This is a genomic window from Morganella sp. HMSC11D09 (assembly GCF_001807955.1).
In the GTDB taxonomy this organism is placed as follows: Bacteria; Pseudomonadota; Gammaproteobacteria; order Enterobacterales; family Enterobacteriaceae; genus Morganella; species Morganella morganii.
Window position 1 is genome coordinate 201,625 of sequence record NZ_KV791661.1, and the last position, 16,050, is coordinate 217,674.

The following is a 16,050-nucleotide window of genomic DNA, read 5'->3' on the forward strand; positions in this document are numbered from 1 at the left end:
GTGTGCCCCGTTCTGTTATCCGCCGCCCGGCGGTACACTGGTTTGTTATTCATACATCAGCCTTCCCTGTATATCCGCAATACCGATTGTGACAATACATCCTGCATTGAAATGAAGAAAATCGGACTCTATCCCGTCAGAAAAAATAACCCCGTTTTCCGGCATCTGTGATTCAAGCTGTAATGTCATCGTATTATCGACCGCCCCGAAAACCAGTGAGGTTCCGGATGTCCGCCCCGGGAAAGGCTCCCGCACACTGAACTGCAGCCGCTTTTCATCCCAGGCGATCCCGGCGCGCAGCGGATGTGAACTGCCGCCGGTCACGCCCAGCGCACCGGCCAGAACAGACTGTAACCAGCCCGTCGAACCGAGCCCTGTTGAGACAATCACCCCGGAGGAAGACTGCGCCTCCGCCTGCCCGCCGTGACTGAGAATATAGCGGGCCGATGTGTGACTTTTCGGCCCGATAAACAGATCATTGACCGCCAGCATTTTCTGTCCGTCATTGGTGACCGCCTGTGCAAAACTCAGGACTTTCGACGGCATATCCAGGTTCAGTGTCCGCATCACCACCGATGCCAGCTGCGGCAGTTCAAAAGGCAGCAGTATACCGTCCCAGCGTTCCGGATCCGGGTTAACCGCAATCACCGGCTGGCCGTTCAGGTATTTCAGGGTATTCGCCACCAGCCCGTCGCGGCCGATAATCACCACAATATCGCGGTCAGAAAACTGATACCCCGGCAGCAGCGTGCGATCCGGAATCTGTACCTGTCCCGCCTGCAGCAAAATACGTTTCGCCTCTGTCAGCTGCGCCTGGTAGCGATCATGCTCCGCGAGATAATCACTCACGGAGATGCCGTTATGCTCCAGATAAAACTTCGCCTGCGGCCAGGTATTGAAACGGGCGATCAGCTCCTGTAACCGGGTTTTCTGTGTAACCAGGACAAACCGTACCTCATCCCGGCGGCTCATGCTTTGCTCACTTTTTTCATCATCTGACTGAACATATCCGGCGCGATATTCAGCTCACCTATTTTTCCGGCATTCTGTGCCAGTGACTCAAAGGCCATCGCCATCAGCTGCTCCGGCGCCATCCGGCTCAGTGCCAGGGCTTTGAGATTCTCCACCGGCAGCTCACGGTACGCTTTCATTTTGGTTTCAATGGCATACGCATCCGCATCGGACTGAACGCGCTGATTATCGGCACTGAGAGAAACCAGTGTCTGACGCTGCTGCTCCTCACCAATCTCTGCCGCCAGCCGCTCCTGCGCCATTGCCGCCTGTTCACGCAACAGTGTGCGTTCGTTTTCCAGCCGGGATTCCTCTATCTGCTGCTCTTTTTTCTGCACAGAGAGATCGGTCTCCAGCTCAGCTTCTTTGATCGTGCGCTCCTGTTCAACGGAGGATTTACGCCGCGCATAAATCGCATCATCCGCCTCTTTCAGCAGGGATTCCCGGGCTTCCGCCTCAAGTGCGCGGGCCGTTTCAGGTGTCGGGGTAATCGCGGTGACAGAGAAATCCAGAATGGTGATCCCCAGAGCCTCAAGCGCCGCCTGCTGTGACAGACGTGACTGCACCAGTGCCACCAGCGACTGGCTGAGCAATAATGCACGGCGCAGCGGCGTGGACTGGATCTCCGCCTGGATAATGGTTTGTGCCGCGCGGACAATCCGGTCATTCAGTTTCATCGGGTCGTCGGTCGCGTAGGTTTTTCCGTCCCGGTTGAGTACAAAGTTAAGCACTCCGGCCGTTTTTTCCGGCGCACTGACCTGAAAGGAGAGTTGCCCCTGAACGCGGAGGCTCTGGAAATCCGCTGTCTGGAAATTGAAAATAAACGGGGTTTCCTGCGCACTTAAGGGTAGTGCGGCGATCGATGTGGTCGCACTGTTGTACCAGAAGCTCAGCCCTTGTCCCTGACTTTTGACATGACCGTTCACGGAACGGATAACAAATGTGGACGGGTCTGCTTTAAAGAATTTTAAATTAAACATAGTATCACCTCATTAGTGTCGTTATGACAATAACAAAATAGTGACTTATTGACACTATTGATGTCAAGCTGAATTAGTGTCTGAATGACATTTAATTTGCAATCCGGATTTCTCTCCTTACAATAGAATGACTTATCCCGATTTCAGGATGTGACGCAAATGGATGAACAAACTTACCTCGCCGGTTATCAGCGCCGTGATTTTTTGTCGCCCCTGGTGACTGTTGATGCTGTGCTTTTCACTTATCACAATGAAACCCTGCATGTGCTGCTGGCCGAACGTGCGGAACATCCGGAGAAAGGCAAATGGGGATTGCCCGGTGGTTTTGTGGATGAGGCACAGGATAAGACTCTGGAAGATACCGTACTGCGGAAACTGCGGGAAAAAACCGGTGTCACACCGCCGTACATTGAGCAGTTATGTACGGTCGGCAATGGTCAGCGGGACAAACGCGGCTGGTCAGTCACCGTCTGCTATACGGCACTGATTGCCATGCAGGCGTGTGAAAAGCAAATTAACACAGTGAATTCAGTCAGATGGATACCGCTGGATGAAGCAGAGAATATGATATTGGCGTTTGATCACCAGTTACTTATCCGTCAGGCCAGAGCGCGGCTGCGCCAGAAATCCCTCTATTCCGTCGTGCCGGGATTCGCCCTGCCGGAAACCTTTACCCTGCCGGAATTACAGCACGTTCATGAAATTCTGATTGGTCAGCCGATTCAGAAAAAATCATTCCGCCGCCGTCTCGAACAGGCCGATCTGCTGATTGATACCGGTGAAAAACGGGCTGAACGCGGTCGCCCGGCGGCACTGTACCGCCTGAAACCGGCGTCGGCTGATTACCGTTTTATCCGTAATCTGGAAACAGACGAAGAATAAAACCGTGTTCCGCCGGTATTACTTCCTGACGGCTTCTGCTATCGTCAGCAACACATCCGGGCTTTTGACGTTGGGATAAACGCCGCTGAACGGAATAACAATGTAACGTCCGTTTTTGACAGCTTCCAGGTGAGACAGCGCCGGATGATTTGCCAGCCAGGCTTTTTTCTTTTCTGCCGGTGACCAGACCGCATCGGCGAGAATAATATAGTCCGGCTGTTTATCCAGCAGTGTTTCCGGAGAGACGTGAATACCTGCCATCGGCATGTCGATAAACACATTTTCGCCCCCGGCCAGGGTGATAACTTCGGTCATAAACCCTTTCTTTCCCTGTGACATCAGGGTGTCACTCTGGCTGTCGAGGTAAAAAATCACCGGTTTCCGGGGCAGTGGCGGCAGGGATTTTACCTGCGCCAGCGTAGCATCGATACGGGCAACGGCGGCATCCGCCTCTTTTTCCCGCCCGAGGACCCGCCCCAGGCGCTGCAAATCAATTTTAATACTGTCAAATCCGCTGTATGCCTGACGTTCGCAGGAAAATGCCATCAGATAGCTGCCGATACCGGCACGTTGCAGATCATCCTGCCCGCCCATCGAAGCCATAAAGGCAGAGGAAAACCCAGCTACGACAAAATCTGCCCCGGAGGCGATCAGTTTTTCTGTCGCGGGGTATTTGGCCGAAAAAACCGGGATACCGTGATAGCGCCCTGATTTCAGTGCCTCCGCTGAATCATCAATATAACTCACGCCCAGCATCTGCGGCCCGGCATCCAGCGCCAGTACCATATCAGCGGCATGCTGATTCATGGCAATGATATGCTGCGGCGGCGCGGTTTTATCCCACAGCGGATCGCATTTATTTCCTGCCGCAGCCCCTGCAGACAGCAGCAACAGGATCACACTGACAGCATACCGGGTAATCTTCATTTTATTTATGATCCGCCAGCAACGACGGCACCACTCTTCCCTGCTCTATCTGTTCAGAAACAAACAGATGGATCTCTTCCGGCGTGGTCAGCCGGTACCATAAATTATCCGGATAGACCGTTACCAGCGGTCCCTGGTTGCAGGGATACTGACAGTGAGAGCGGGTCAGCAGCACGCCGTTTTCATTTTCAAACAGGTTCCGCGCCACAAGCTGATGGCGCAGCTGCATCAGCAGGGATTTGGCTCCCCGGCAGACACAGCGCGGCCCCATACAGAAGAAAAGGTGATAGCGGTACGGCGGTGTTTTTTCCCAGTTCGGGTTGGATTCAGCTTTCGGCTCACGACTGTTTGACTGCTTTTCCAGTTCCGTCATCACGTCACCGGCCTGTTTGGCATCTGCCGCAGAATCCCCCCCGGTAAGTACACACAAACTCCGGAACACCCGTAACTGCGGGTAATACTCTGCTATCTCCAGCTCCAGCGCCGACGTCAGAGACATCAGTTTTTCACCGGATTGCGCCGGGTCTGTCAGCACCATCAGCAGGACACAGCGGGTCTCCGGTATGATCGTTTCCTTCAGCTGATGCAATACTGCCCCGCTGTCCGCACAGCAGGCGGTATCACTGGGAAAGCCCTTCTCACTGAGTGACAGCCAGAAATCCGCAGATAAGCACGCCTCATTCTGCAACGTGTTCAGATACAGTGTGACATTCTTTCCCATAGCTCAGTGTCCTCAGAAACGGTAGGTGTAACGCAGTTCAGCGGTTAACGGACGACCGAGGTTGTCCACTTTTTCCAGACCGTTGCTGGTCAGACCCGCCGGGTAATCGCGGTCAAACAGGTTTTCCACCAGCAGCGTGAGCTTATGCTGCTGCGCATGATCCACATACAGATACGCGCTGGCATCAAACACGGTGTAATGGCCGTAGGTATCACCGCCGGATTTCAGTTCACCCACATAGCGGGCAGCCAGTTCCGCACCCCACTGTTTTGCCGGGGCGTCATAACCGATGCGGCCGCGGGTAAAGAGTTCCGGGATATCGTTGAGTGTCGCGCCGTTTTTGGTATCCAGCCAGTTACGGGTGATATCCCCGGAGACATACCAGGACTCATCAAAGTTCAGTTTGGTCGCCAGTACCACGCCTTTGGTACGGATTTCACCGTCACCGTTAACCCATTTATCGTATTTACCGACTTTCACTGTCGTGATCAGATCATTGATTTCACGGGCGTAGGCCGTTGCACCGAACTGCCATGCACCGCCGTTTTCCCACTTCGTCAGGTAGTCAAAACCGGCTTCGATGTTTTTACTGGTTTCCGCTTTCAGGTTGGCATCACCGATGGTTTGCTTACTTTCATCTTTGACATATAACTGCTCAGCGTTCGGCAGTTTAAATGCTGTTCCCACCTGGCCGCGTAAATTGAGCTTTTCATTCACCTCATATTTGGTGCTTGCCATCCAGACGGTTGCATCCTGGCCGCCTTCAAAGCGTTCATAACGCACGCCGAGACTTGGTTTCAGCTCCGGTAAGACAGGGATATCCGGCCGCACCTGTAAATACAGGGCATTGGCTTTCGCGGTATCCGTTTCGATCTTCATGACCTCATCTTTACCTTTGTACCACTGGTTATCTGTCCCGACGACAAACTCATTATCCCCGAACAGGTAAGATTTGATCTGTGCCTGAACGCCGTAGTCCCGGAATCCCCAGTAAGAATCATCATTCTGAATATCCACGGAGCCGTCCGCCAGATAGCGGCTGCGGTCATAACGGGTATTCCAGTCATTAAGATGTGCACGGATGGAGTAGCTGGTGTCCTGCGTCAGGAAATGCTCAAAGGAAACTGTGGCCAGATGATGGTCACGTTTGTTCATTGCCTGACGGTGATGGTTCGGGGACACCATATCCAGATCGGCCTGTGTGTACTGGTAGAATCCCTGCAATTGTGCGGTATCCGCAATAGTCTGGGTAACCTGGACACCAACAGATGTCACGTCATAGCCACGCTTTTTCTGACCGATCGTGCCGTTGTAATCACTGTCGCGATATGGCTGATAACCGTCAGATTTACTGCGGGTTACCCACGCCATCAGACCGGTTTTGCCGATATCGTTATCAAACGCTTTCTCGACGTAACCCTCTCCGTAACGGCCTTTATCCGTATCCGCGCCGACACTGAATTCACCGGACAGTACCTCTGAGGTCGGTTTTTTGGTGACAATATTAATCACACCGCTGATCGCCTGAGTACCGAAAGAGAGACTCTGCGCCCCCTGTAACACTTCGATGCGGTCAATCGCAATCAGCGGCAGAGTATCGAGATAGATCCCGCCGAACAGGCGGTTGTTCAGACGGACGCCATCAATCAGAATTAAGGTGTCATCCGGGCGGCCGCCCATAAAGGAATATTTACCGTAGCCGTAAGCCCCTTGTCCCAGAGAGACATATAATCCCGGCACATATTGCTGTAATACCTGGTTTAAATCGGATGACGGCCCGGAACGCTGAATTTCCTCACGGGTAATAACCTGTAATTTATTCCCGTAGTCGGCCAGTTCATTAACGGTGGTGGATTCAATGGTGGAAGATCGGACAATAATCGTGTCGTCATTATTTCCCAGTGTTCCGGCCTGCGCACAGAACGATAACAGCACCATGGCGGATAACGGTGCCAATGCAAACTTAACTGATTTCATACCTTTCTCTTTTATTATTTTGTTGTGATACATGCCGTGAAGACAGAGTCGCTCTGACTCAGAAGCAGACAATATACTGAATGAATTCAATGGGTAAATATGAGAACAGTTCTTTTTCCCGCTTTGTGAATACGGACAGATTCAGCCCCTTTTTTCTTTAAATTCCTGTAGGCAGCTGTGTCTTTTTTGTTTCATTTGTTAATTATCATTAATGACAACTATCACCTTAAACTCATTTATTGTTATGTTATAACATAACAATAAATGCATGAAAACCGATCCGAGAATAAAAAACCGCAGCCCCTTATAAGAGAGACTGCGGTCTGAAAATAATTTAATTAATATTTTTCGAAGAATGACTGAATTTTCTGCGGATCAGTGGTCTGTGTCAGAGCCAGTTGCAGCAATACTCTGGCTTTTTGCGGGTTCAGTCTGCCGGAAGCCACAAAACCGTATACATCATCATCCACTTCCGCGTTACGTGTTGTATAGCCCGTTGGCACCCGGCTGGCGCGGACAACCACCACGCCCTCTTTGGCTGCGGCGGCTAATGCATCAAAAACGCCTTTATACATATTGCCGTTACCCACGCCGGCACTGACAATCCCGGCATTTCCCTCTTCCCGCAGGGCTTTTACCGGCGCATCTGAAGCATTGGCATAATTATAAACAATACCGACTTTCGGCAGTTCGCTGAGTTTACTGATATCAAACACCGCACCGGCCTGCCGTGGCAGCGCTGCCTGATAATAGGTCACTTTGCCGTTATGGATAAATCCGGTATCCCCGGCATTCACCGCTTCAAACGCCTGAACTTCCGTGGTATTCATTTTGACCACATCCCGCCCGCTGATCACCTTGTCATTCATCACCATCAGAACGCCGCGATCGGCCGCCGACTTATCCGTTGCCAAAACTACTGCATTATAGAGATTCAGCGGGCCGTCCGCGCCCAGTGCCGTGGACGGACGCATTGCCCCCACCAGCACAACCGGCTTATGGCACGATACTGTCAGGTCAAGAAAATACGCGGTCTCCTCCAGCGTATCGGTGCCGTGAGTGATGATAAATCCGTCCGTTTTATCACAGGTCCGGTTGATTTCTTTTGCCAGCGTCAGCCACACCTTGTCATTCATATCCTGTGAGCCGATATTCACAATCTGCTCACCACTGAGATCTGCCAGTGCTTTGACTTCCGGTACGGCATCAATCAGCGCATTGACGCCTACTTTTCCGGCCTGATAACCGGACGAAACCGACGATTCCCCGCCCCCGGCAATAGTGCCGCCGGTGGCCAGAACTGTCACAGAAGGAAGTGCAAACGCAGGGGTCATAAAGAGAGATATCAACGCGGACAGCAGAATCTTGTTGCGGTTTTTCATACCTGAATACTCCGTTGCTCAGTAGAATTATAAATAGCCAATTAATAAATATAGAACTAATTAGATATTTAAATTCTCCTTACAGAGAATATTCACAGCAAGATGCTGAAAATGAGATCAGAAGCGGTATTTTAAAACGGTGACTCAGAAGAAGCCATTCTGACCTGCCGGAAAGAAAACACGATGCAGGTCAGAAAGCGGAAGCAGAACAACAATCACATCAGACGGCGGCTCAGTGTCTCCGACGGTTTCTCATTAAACAGGCGCTGATAGTCAGTGGCGAACTGCCCCAGGTGCCAGAACCCCCACTGCATTGCTGCGTCTTTGACGGTAGTCTGTTTTGAATACGGGCTGACCAGCTCACGACGCACAGCATTCAGCCGGATGGTTTTCAGATAAGCATTCGGGCCAATACCCAGTACCTGCTGGAAGGCATTCTGCAGCGTGCGGCGGCTGACATACAGCTCATTACACAATTCCAGCACGGTCACCGGTTCGGTGGCATTTTCAAACAGGTATTCACGGGCTTTAGAGACCAGTTTCAGGTAGTTCACACGGTTGGTGTAGTGCTCATCGGCCACGGTGCTGGCATCTTCCAGCAAGCCGAGGAATGCCGTCAGCAGGTTATGACTCAGGACACGGCTGACGGTACGGTTGCGTTCCTGCTCAATTTTGGAGTGCCAGAGGGCATGGCGGATATACTGCCAGATCGCCTCTTTTTTGAAGGGGTTCACACCCACAGCCGGATTTTCGCTGAGCAGATTCATCAGCCGCTCCGGGTTTTGCAGCACCACAGAGTGCTTTTTCAGGATATCGTGAGAAATCACCAGCCCCTGAATGTGATAATCATCCGGCGTACTCAGTTCAAATTCTTTTCCGCCCGGACGCACAGCGATTTTCTGCCGGCACAGCATCTGATTGCCGATATAGCCGGTATTCTGCTGCTCCCCCGGAATGCCGAACCAGAAGGCATTCGGCCAGACCATACAGGACTGGCGCAGAGACAGATTAGTGTATTCGTGGAATACCTGAAGCCCGTCAAACAGGGTTTCGGTCAGTTCCCCTTCAAACCGGCCCGGAGTCAGCTGATCATAAAGCTGCTGCCAGGCGGTAATAGCACACGCCTGATCATAGGCATCATGCGTATAACGCTGTGTAAAATTCTGCTCGATCACGATAGGGCTGAGATCGCGGTCATGCGGCACTTCATCATTAAGGTGATGTAAATCTGGTGTGATTTTTTTCATCATTATTTTTTCCCCAAAATGAACGGCCGCCATAAATGTTAACCAGCGACCAATTGCTGCCAGAAATCGGGATGAGGATTCGGTACGACCATGCTGTAAACCAGCGCACCTTTATCTGCGGCGACCTGTGATGCGGCTTTTTTGGCGGTTTCGACGTCTGCAACATCGCCGCTCATCACAAAGTAACATTTACCCCCGATACCATACGCCATATGAAGTCGTATTAACGTGACGCCGGCTGCTTTAACAGCAAAATCCGCCGCCTCAATGCAGGTTGCGACACTAAAGGTTTCCACTACCCCGACGGCTTCGCGGGCATTCACATCCGTCACACCACCGATAGCCGGGAGCACATCCGGGTGGATATTACTGAGCAGAAACTCATCCACTACCTGAGCACCGCCTTTTTCCACACCGCAGCGCATTGCCTGCTGTGCGGCGGCAACATCACCGCCGACCATCACCACATATTTGCCGGGACACACGGTTTTGCCCATCAGCAGGGTGACTTCCGCACTTTTGAGCATAAAATCGGTGACTTCCATCCCTTTGGCGATACTGGACAGTTCCACCATCGCAATTGCACTGTGCATAGTTATTCCTTCTCTATCGTGACAGCCGAGCTGTCAATATGGCGAACCACACCGCTGATACTGGCGTGAACCGGCGCACCCAGTGCTTTTTCCGGGACAGCGGCGATCAGCATGCCCGCCGTGACGTTATCCCCTTCACTGACAACCGGTACCGCCGGGGCACCGATATGCTGACGTAACGGGATAATCACCTGCTGCGGCGCGTAGATCTCATCAGTCATCGGCGCTTTGTGCATGTATTCCGTCAGTTCCAGACGGCGGACAAGGCGTTTGACCGGCAGCATGCGGTGCTGAGCCATCGGATCTTCCGGGCGCAGTTCACCTTCGTAGCGGATCCCTTCTTCGCGCAGCTTCACTTTCAGCATCTGATTCAGGCGCATCGGTGAGATCTCCACCGGGCAGGACCAGGCTTCACAAATCGCACATTCCGAGCAGGTCAGTGCCGCAACAACGGCTGACGGTGCGGAGATCTGCTCATACCCCACCGCGCGGACAATCAGGTGCGGCGGCAGTTCGTGGCCGATCATATGACGCGGGCAGAGCTCGGTACACATGCCGCACTGTTCACATACGGTACGCGCCTGGTTGATCACCGTGCGCTCCGAACGGGTCCGGCGCTGAATTAAAATATGGTCATCCGGCAGGACTAATAAGCCGCCGGTGGTTTTGGTCACAGCATCATCAAGGGATGTCTGTAATTTGCCCATCATCGGCCCGCCGTTGATATACGCCGGGTTGCTGATGGTGGATCCGCCTGCCAGTGCCAGCACTTCACGCAGTGTGGTGCCGACCGGAACGGAAACGGTAACAGGATGATGAACCGCGCCGTTCACCGTCAGGACACGGTGTATCACGGCCTGTTCCTGTTCAACGGCATACGCGACATTGATCAGCGTCTGCACATTACTGACCACCACGCCGACAGACAGCGGCAGTGCCGCAGGCGGGACCCGGCGGCCGGTCGCCAGCCAGATGGTGATCACTTCATCACCGGCCGGATAAACATCCGGCAGGATATGCAGACGGACAGAATCCGGCACGCGGGCATTCAGGATATCAATGGCCGCCTGGTGCTTGCCTTTGATGGCAATAATGCCCTCTTTCGCGCCGGTGGCCCGCATCGCATACAGCAAACCGCGGATCATCGCATCCGCCTCAAGGACAGCCAGCTGCTGATCCACCTGCAAAAGCGGCTCACATTCAGCCGCATTCACCAGATAGATTTCCGCCTGTGCCGCCAGTTTGACGTGGGTCGGGAACCCCGCCCCGCCCGCACCGACAACCCCTGCATCCTGCACACGCTGACGAATGATTTCGGGCCCGCACTCATGCAGACCCGGCATCAGATTACTCATCGCGGTTTCCCTCCTGTTTTACCCGGTAGCGGCTGCCGCGTTTGCGCAGTTTGCCCTGTTTAAACAGGTCTTCCAGCACATCACGGCTGTCCTCTATCAGGCAACTGAAATGCATGGCCGCTTCTCCGGCGGTCACGCCGTGGCGGTGTTTGGCTCCAGCGGCAAAGATCATCATAGCATCCGCATCCGGTGCAGCGGCAGAAACAGCTGCCGCCGGAGCCGGTTCAGATACCGGAACCGGTGCCGGAGACTGCGGTTTTACCTTCACCGGTACACCGCTGAAACCGGTGACCAGCCACTCGGTATCACCATCCGGACGGCCGATGACCTTGTGGCCGATCACTTTACCGGTACGGTTTGCGGCTGCAATGCCCGCATCCACCGCCGCACGGCACGCCGCCAGATCGCCCTCAACAACAAGCGTCACCATCCCCGGGATCACCATTTCATAGTTAAGGATGCGGACATTTGCCGACTTCAGCATCGCATCCGCCGCATCAATGCCGGACACCAGGCCGTATACCTCAAGTAATCCCAGTGAATCGATCATGACCTTTCTCCTGTGTTAATGACTGAACTGACGACTGACTGCACTGCTCAGGCGCGCTGAATAGGGTTGCGCGCGATATCCAGAACGGCTTCGGTAAAGGCATCACATGCTGCTTTACATGCTGCCTGGCTGCCGGTCAGGAAGGCTGCTGAGTAGTTGGTTTCTGACGGAGGCGGCACATAAGTGGCCAGCTGCACATCAGCGGCTTTCAGTGCGGCATCAATCCCGAAGGTCGCTTCCAGCGGCGGTGCCACCAGATAGGCAATCGGGTCACCGTGTTTAACTTTGTCACCATCAGACAGGTAAGAGCCGGTACGGGAGACCAGATGCGCCAGGAATGCGGTATCTTCTTTGTCATTCGCCCACTGGAATGCCGCGCCGGATTCGATATTGGCGACCATGGCATCCAGACCCGCGCGGACTTCCGCCGGGTTCGGGCCACCGAGGATAATCATCACTTCACCGGAGGTCGGTGATGGTGAGTTTGACGCCCCTGCATACAGGGAACGTCCGTAAACCACTTCCACCAGAGCTTGTTTGGTGGCTTCGTCAGCGGCAATGTAAGCAACATCGTCGGAGTCTGCGGTGATAAGGCCGAGGCTGCGGATGTGTTTCGGTAATTTCAGTTCACGGCAGAAATCTTCGTGTGCATTAGCGATAAGACGCATCGCTGTCACGCTCGGCCGGATAAGATCTAATGCAGGCATATTCAGTTCCCCGTTAACGGTTCATGTTGATACCGGACGCTTTCTGCTCCAGCATGCGTTTGGCTAAATCGACGATAACAGCGGCGGCTTCCACCGGCGGTGTCCCCGCGCGGTGAATGTTCGAGATACAGGTACGGTCTGCTTCCACTGTACCCGCCACTGTCGGTGAGTACACCGCGTAGCAGGAGAGGCTTTCAGACTGACCCAGCCCCGGACGTTCGCCCACCAGCAGGATAACCACTTTCGCGCCGAGCACTTCACCGGCCTGGTCTTCAATTTTCACGCGGCCGTAACGGACAAAGAACGGCGTGCCCACTTTCAGACCGGACTGCTCCAGACCTTTCATCAGCGGCGGCAGAATTTCGTCGTAGTTTGCGGTGATAGCATCGGTGGACAGACCATCAGAGATAATGACCTGCACATCCGGCGCCTGCACACACTTGGTTTTCAGCAGTTCGATGGATTCTTTATTCAGAATACGGCCCATATCCGGACGGGTCAGATACTGGTTTTTGTCTGTGATTTCAGACTGTAACTCCAGCAGGTTCTGTTTTTTCACCCATTCCGCCGGGACTTCTTTCAGTACGGTATCTTTGGAGCGCGAGTGGTCAGCCAGGAAGCGCAGCAGGCTCTGGGTGCGCGGACGCACACCGGCACGGCCGGAGCAGACACGGGAACCGGTGCTGTTACGCAGTTCCTGTAACACTTCTGCACGGTGCGGGTTCTGCACGCCGATCCACTGTTTTGCTTCCGGTGAACCGAGATCCCACTCAACGGACTCAACAGACGTATTACCCTGATTCAGCACAGCCTGCGTTGCCGCAGCAACCGCCTGTACGTTTTCGCCCGTGTGTCCCATCTGAGCCATCACGCTGCGTACGATGTCATTAATTTGTTTTTGATCCATGGTGATTTACCCCGAAAATCAGAAGAACAGTGACGGATCGCCGGCACGATTGGTAAGACGCCCGTTTTCCATCAGACCCATTTTTTCCAGCCAGGCTTCGAATTCCGGCGCAGGGCGCAGGCCGAGTAACTGACGGATAGTTGCGATGTCATGGAACGCAGTGGTCTGGTAGTTGAGCATGATGTCATCACCCAGCGGCATACCGATGATGAAGTTACAGCCCGCAGAGGCCAGCAGGATCATCAGGTTTTCGTTGAGGTTCTGATCCGCATCCGCATGGTTGGTGTAACAGCAGTCACAGCCCATGGAGATACCGCTCAGTTTGCCCATGAAGTGATCTTCAAGACCGGCGCGGATAATCTGGCGGTCGTTATAGAGATATTCAGGTCCGATAAAACCGACAACGGTGTTCACCATGAACGGATCATAGTGACGCGCCAGGCCGTAGTTACGGGCTTCCATAGTCACCTGGTCAGCACCGTAGTGAGCGCCCGCTGACAGTGCAGAGCCCTGTCCTGTTTCAAAGTACAGGCAGTTAGGACCGGCGATACGGTTGTACTGCGCACCGACGTGGCGGGCTTCGTCCAGCATTTCCAGCTCAACACCGAACTCACGCAGACCTTTTTCACTGCCGCAGATGCTCTGGAAAATCAGGCCGCCCGGCGCACCGCGTTTGATGGCTTCCATCTGTGTGGTGACGTGCGCCAGTACACAACCCTGAGTCGGGATATCGTATTTATCGATGATGCCGTAGACAGCATCCAGCACGCGGCTGAGGTTATCCACATCGTCCGTTACCGGGTTAACACCGATAACCGCATCACCGCAGCCGTAAGAGAGACCTTCATAAATCTGTGCCACGATACTCTGCACTTCGTCACGGGTATCGTTCGGCTGTAAGCGGCCGCTGAAGTGGCCCGGCAGACCCATGGTGTTATTCGCACGTTTCACGACAGGAATTTTCTTCGCGCCGTAAATCAGGTCTGCGTTGGAGCAGATTTTTGCCACACCGGCGATGACTTCTGAGGTCAGGCCTTTGCGCAGCAGATTGATATTATCGAGAGAGGTGGTGTCGCTCAGGACATGCTCACGCAGCTCACCGATAGTCCAGTTTTTGACCCGGTTGTATTCGGTTTCATTGATATCGTCCTGGATCAGACGGGTTACGCAGTCTTCTTCATACGGAACGACAGGGTTGTTGCGGACATCCGCAATCGTCAGTTCAGACAGCACTTGTTTTGCTGCCACACGTTCCTGGGCGTTACTGGCCGCGACACCCGCCAGGATGTCCCCGGAGCGGAGTTCGTTAGCTTTCGCGAGAACGTCTTTCACGTCCCGGAACTGGTAGGTCTGACCAAACAGCGTGGTTTTCAATTTCATATTACGTTCCCTCAGGAAGGAAATGCGAGTGATTTAACAGTAACAGGGACGACAGAGCCGCTGAATAACGGCGTGCCGATGTCGATATAGTCGCCTGTGTGCGTGATAACTTCGTCGATAACAGCCAGTTCGCGGCCGTTCATCAGCGGACGCAGCAGCATGCCCAGTGCCTTACCGAAATCCTGTCCCGCGATCACCAGCAGCGGCATGGTGTTCGGGTATGTTTTGGTAAAGCGTTCCAGAGCATCGATACAGCTTTGTACCGAGGCGTAGTTAGTCGGCAGTGATTCCGGTAAGGCCAGCGCGTACAGATCCTGCTGCGGATTAAGATCCATCTGCGTCAGGGCGCGGCTCCAGGTATTCACCAGATCTTCATCATCCGCGCGGCCCAGCGCCGGATGTACCACCGGAATATTGCGGACCGGCAGCGTGATGCTGTCCAGCCAGATGGTGCTGCCGGACAGGGACAGCGTATGCGCACCGGCGCCGATCACCGTGGCACGGACAGTCTGTGCCGGAGTCTGCATCGGTAAAGCACTGAAATCCGCATTGCGGTGTATCGCCTGTGCCAGCAGCGGCCCGATATCACCGAAACGGAAATCATTACCGCTTTCCGGATTGCTGTAACACTCCCCGACACCGCCGGACAGTGTGACCGCATAAAAAGAACTTTCCGCAGGCAGGCCGTCCGTCATCAGCAGCTCACGCCCGAGCGGGGTGAGGTTGCCGCTGATCACTTCATACAGCAGCTCACTCATGCGGTCGGCAATGGTATTCAGCTGTGCCGGTGTCAGGGACATCGGATCGGTCTGCTCACCAAAGCAGTCACGGGCGATCAGGCGGCCCGGCGCATGCACATAAGTAACGCGTCCGCTGCTGTCTGTTTCGAACAGACGGCCGCCGACGTTCAGACAAGCGGAACTGATCACATGACCGGCTTCGAACAGCACGTAGTTTGCTGTGCCGCCGCCGATATCGATGTTCAGTACCCGCGCCATCTTCTGCTCAGAAAGTGTCTGGGCACCGGATCCGAAACCGGCAATCACCGATTCCAGGTGCGGACCGGCGGTGGCGACCACGAAATCCCCGAGTTTCTGGGATAACGCCACCACAGCCGGACGCGCATTGCGGGTTTTAGCGGTTTCACCGGTAATGATGATGGCACCGGAGTCAATCGTCGCCGGGTCCATCCCGGCGGCGGCGTACTGATCCAGCACCAGCGCCAGCAGCTCTTCCTCACGCAGGTGGCCGTCTTTATCCACCGGCGTGAACAGAACCGGGCTCTGCCAGATAATTTTGCGATCCACAAACTCATAACGCGGCACCTGTGACACCGCCGCGCGGTTTACCAGAGCGAGACGGGAGAAAATCACCTGTGTAGTGGTGGTGCCCACGTCAATACCGACACTTAAGAGTTCGAGGGTTTTCATG

General features: G+C 54.0%; 15 protein-coding genes. 1 reads left to right on the plus strand and 14 read right to left on the minus strand.

Going from position 1 to position 16,050, the window contains the following annotated elements; all coding sequences use genetic code 11:
• Positions 1-45 precede the first annotated feature (45 nt).
• Positions 46-972, minus strand: a complete 927-nt coding sequence (locus HMPREF3119_RS03485; protein WP_004236073.1) for a diacylglycerol kinase catalytic domain-containing protein — start codon at positions 970-972, stop codon at positions 46-48.
• A complete protein-coding gene (locus tag HMPREF3119_RS03490; RefSeq protein ID WP_070578470.1) occupies positions 969-1,991 on the minus strand; it encodes an SPFH domain-containing protein in 1,023 nt (340 codons plus the stop codon). Before HMPREF3119_RS03490 ends, HMPREF3119_RS03485 begins: the two co-directional genes overlap by 4 nt.
• Before the next feature lie 159 nt (positions 1,992-2,150).
• On the opposite strand from HMPREF3119_RS03490, the gene HMPREF3119_RS03495 reads away from it, so the two are divergent.
• The gene (locus HMPREF3119_RS03495; RefSeq protein WP_004236075.1) at positions 2,151-2,873 is read left to right on the plus strand and encodes an NUDIX hydrolase; all 723 of its coding nucleotides are present in this window, start codon (positions 2,151-2,153) and stop codon (positions 2,871-2,873) included.
• A gap of 18 nt (positions 2,874-2,891) precedes the next feature.
• Here the strand turns inward: HMPREF3119_RS03495 and HMPREF3119_RS03500 are convergent, their stop codons facing one another.
• From HMPREF3119_RS03500 to eutA, 12 genes are all read right to left on the minus strand, one after another.
• Complete coding sequence (locus HMPREF3119_RS03500) at positions 2,892-3,800, minus strand: ABC transporter substrate-binding protein (RefSeq protein WP_004236076.1); 909 nt, start codon at positions 3,798-3,800, stop codon at positions 2,892-2,894.
• 1 nt (position 3,801) lies between these two features.
• A complete protein-coding gene (locus HMPREF3119_RS03505) occupies positions 3,802-4,521 on the minus strand; it encodes a (2Fe-2S) ferredoxin domain-containing protein (protein ID WP_070578473.1) in 720 nt (239 codons plus the stop codon).
• A 12-nt stretch (positions 4,522-4,533) separates the two neighbouring features.
• Positions 4,534-6,498 (minus strand): TonB-dependent receptor plug domain-containing protein, encoded by a 1,965-nt coding sequence (locus tag HMPREF3119_RS03510; protein WP_241157482.1) that lies wholly within the window; start codon positions 6,496-6,498, stop codon positions 4,534-4,536.
• A gap of 338 nt (positions 6,499-6,836) precedes the next feature.
• Positions 6,837-7,880: an L-asparaginase 2 gene (gene ansB / locus HMPREF3119_RS03515; RefSeq protein WP_004236080.1), complete on the minus strand. Its 1,044-nt coding sequence runs from the start codon at positions 7,878-7,880 to the stop codon at positions 6,837-6,839.
• Positions 7,881-8,095: 215 nt separating this feature from the next.
• Positions 8,096-9,130, minus strand: coding sequence for an HTH-type transcriptional regulator EutR (gene eutR / locus HMPREF3119_RS03520; protein WP_015422472.1), 1,035 nt, complete (start codon positions 9,128-9,130; stop codon positions 8,096-8,098).
• 35 nt (positions 9,131-9,165) lie between these two features.
• Complete coding sequence (locus HMPREF3119_RS03525) at positions 9,166-9,720, minus strand: BMC domain-containing protein (RefSeq protein WP_004236084.1); 555 nt, start codon at positions 9,718-9,720, stop codon at positions 9,166-9,168.
• Between the two features lie 2 nt (positions 9,721-9,722).
• Positions 9,723-11,075, minus strand: coding sequence for a 4Fe-4S dicluster domain-containing protein (locus HMPREF3119_RS03530; protein ID WP_004236086.1), 1,353 nt, complete (start codon positions 11,073-11,075; stop codon positions 9,723-9,725).
• On the minus strand, positions 11,068-11,625 hold the full coding sequence (locus tag HMPREF3119_RS03535) for a BMC domain-containing protein (RefSeq protein ID WP_004236088.1): 558 nt from the start codon (positions 11,623-11,625) through the stop codon (positions 11,068-11,070). The genes HMPREF3119_RS03530 and HMPREF3119_RS03535 overlap by 8 nt, the downstream gene beginning before the upstream one ends.
• A gap of 47 nt (positions 11,626-11,672) precedes the next feature.
• Positions 11,673-12,332, minus strand: coding sequence for an ethanolamine utilization microcompartment protein EutL (gene eutL / locus HMPREF3119_RS03540; RefSeq protein ID WP_004238995.1), 660 nt, complete (start codon positions 12,330-12,332; stop codon positions 11,673-11,675).
• A 13-nt stretch (positions 12,333-12,345) separates the two neighbouring features.
• On the minus strand, positions 12,346-13,239 hold the full coding sequence (gene eutC / locus HMPREF3119_RS03545) for an ethanolamine ammonia-lyase subunit EutC (RefSeq protein ID WP_004236091.1): 894 nt from the start codon (positions 13,237-13,239) through the stop codon (positions 12,346-12,348).
• 18 nt (positions 13,240-13,257) lie between these two features.
• A complete protein-coding gene (locus HMPREF3119_RS03550) occupies positions 13,258-14,619 on the minus strand; it encodes an ethanolamine ammonia-lyase subunit EutB (RefSeq protein WP_004236092.1) in 1,362 nt (453 codons plus the stop codon).
• Positions 14,620-14,630: 11 nt separating this feature from the next.
• Positions 14,631-16,049 (minus strand): ethanolamine ammonia-lyase reactivating factor EutA, encoded by a 1,419-nt coding sequence (eutA, locus tag HMPREF3119_RS03555; protein ID WP_004238997.1) that lies wholly within the window; start codon positions 16,047-16,049, stop codon positions 14,631-14,633.
• Between the last annotated feature and the right edge of the window lies 1 nt (position 16,050).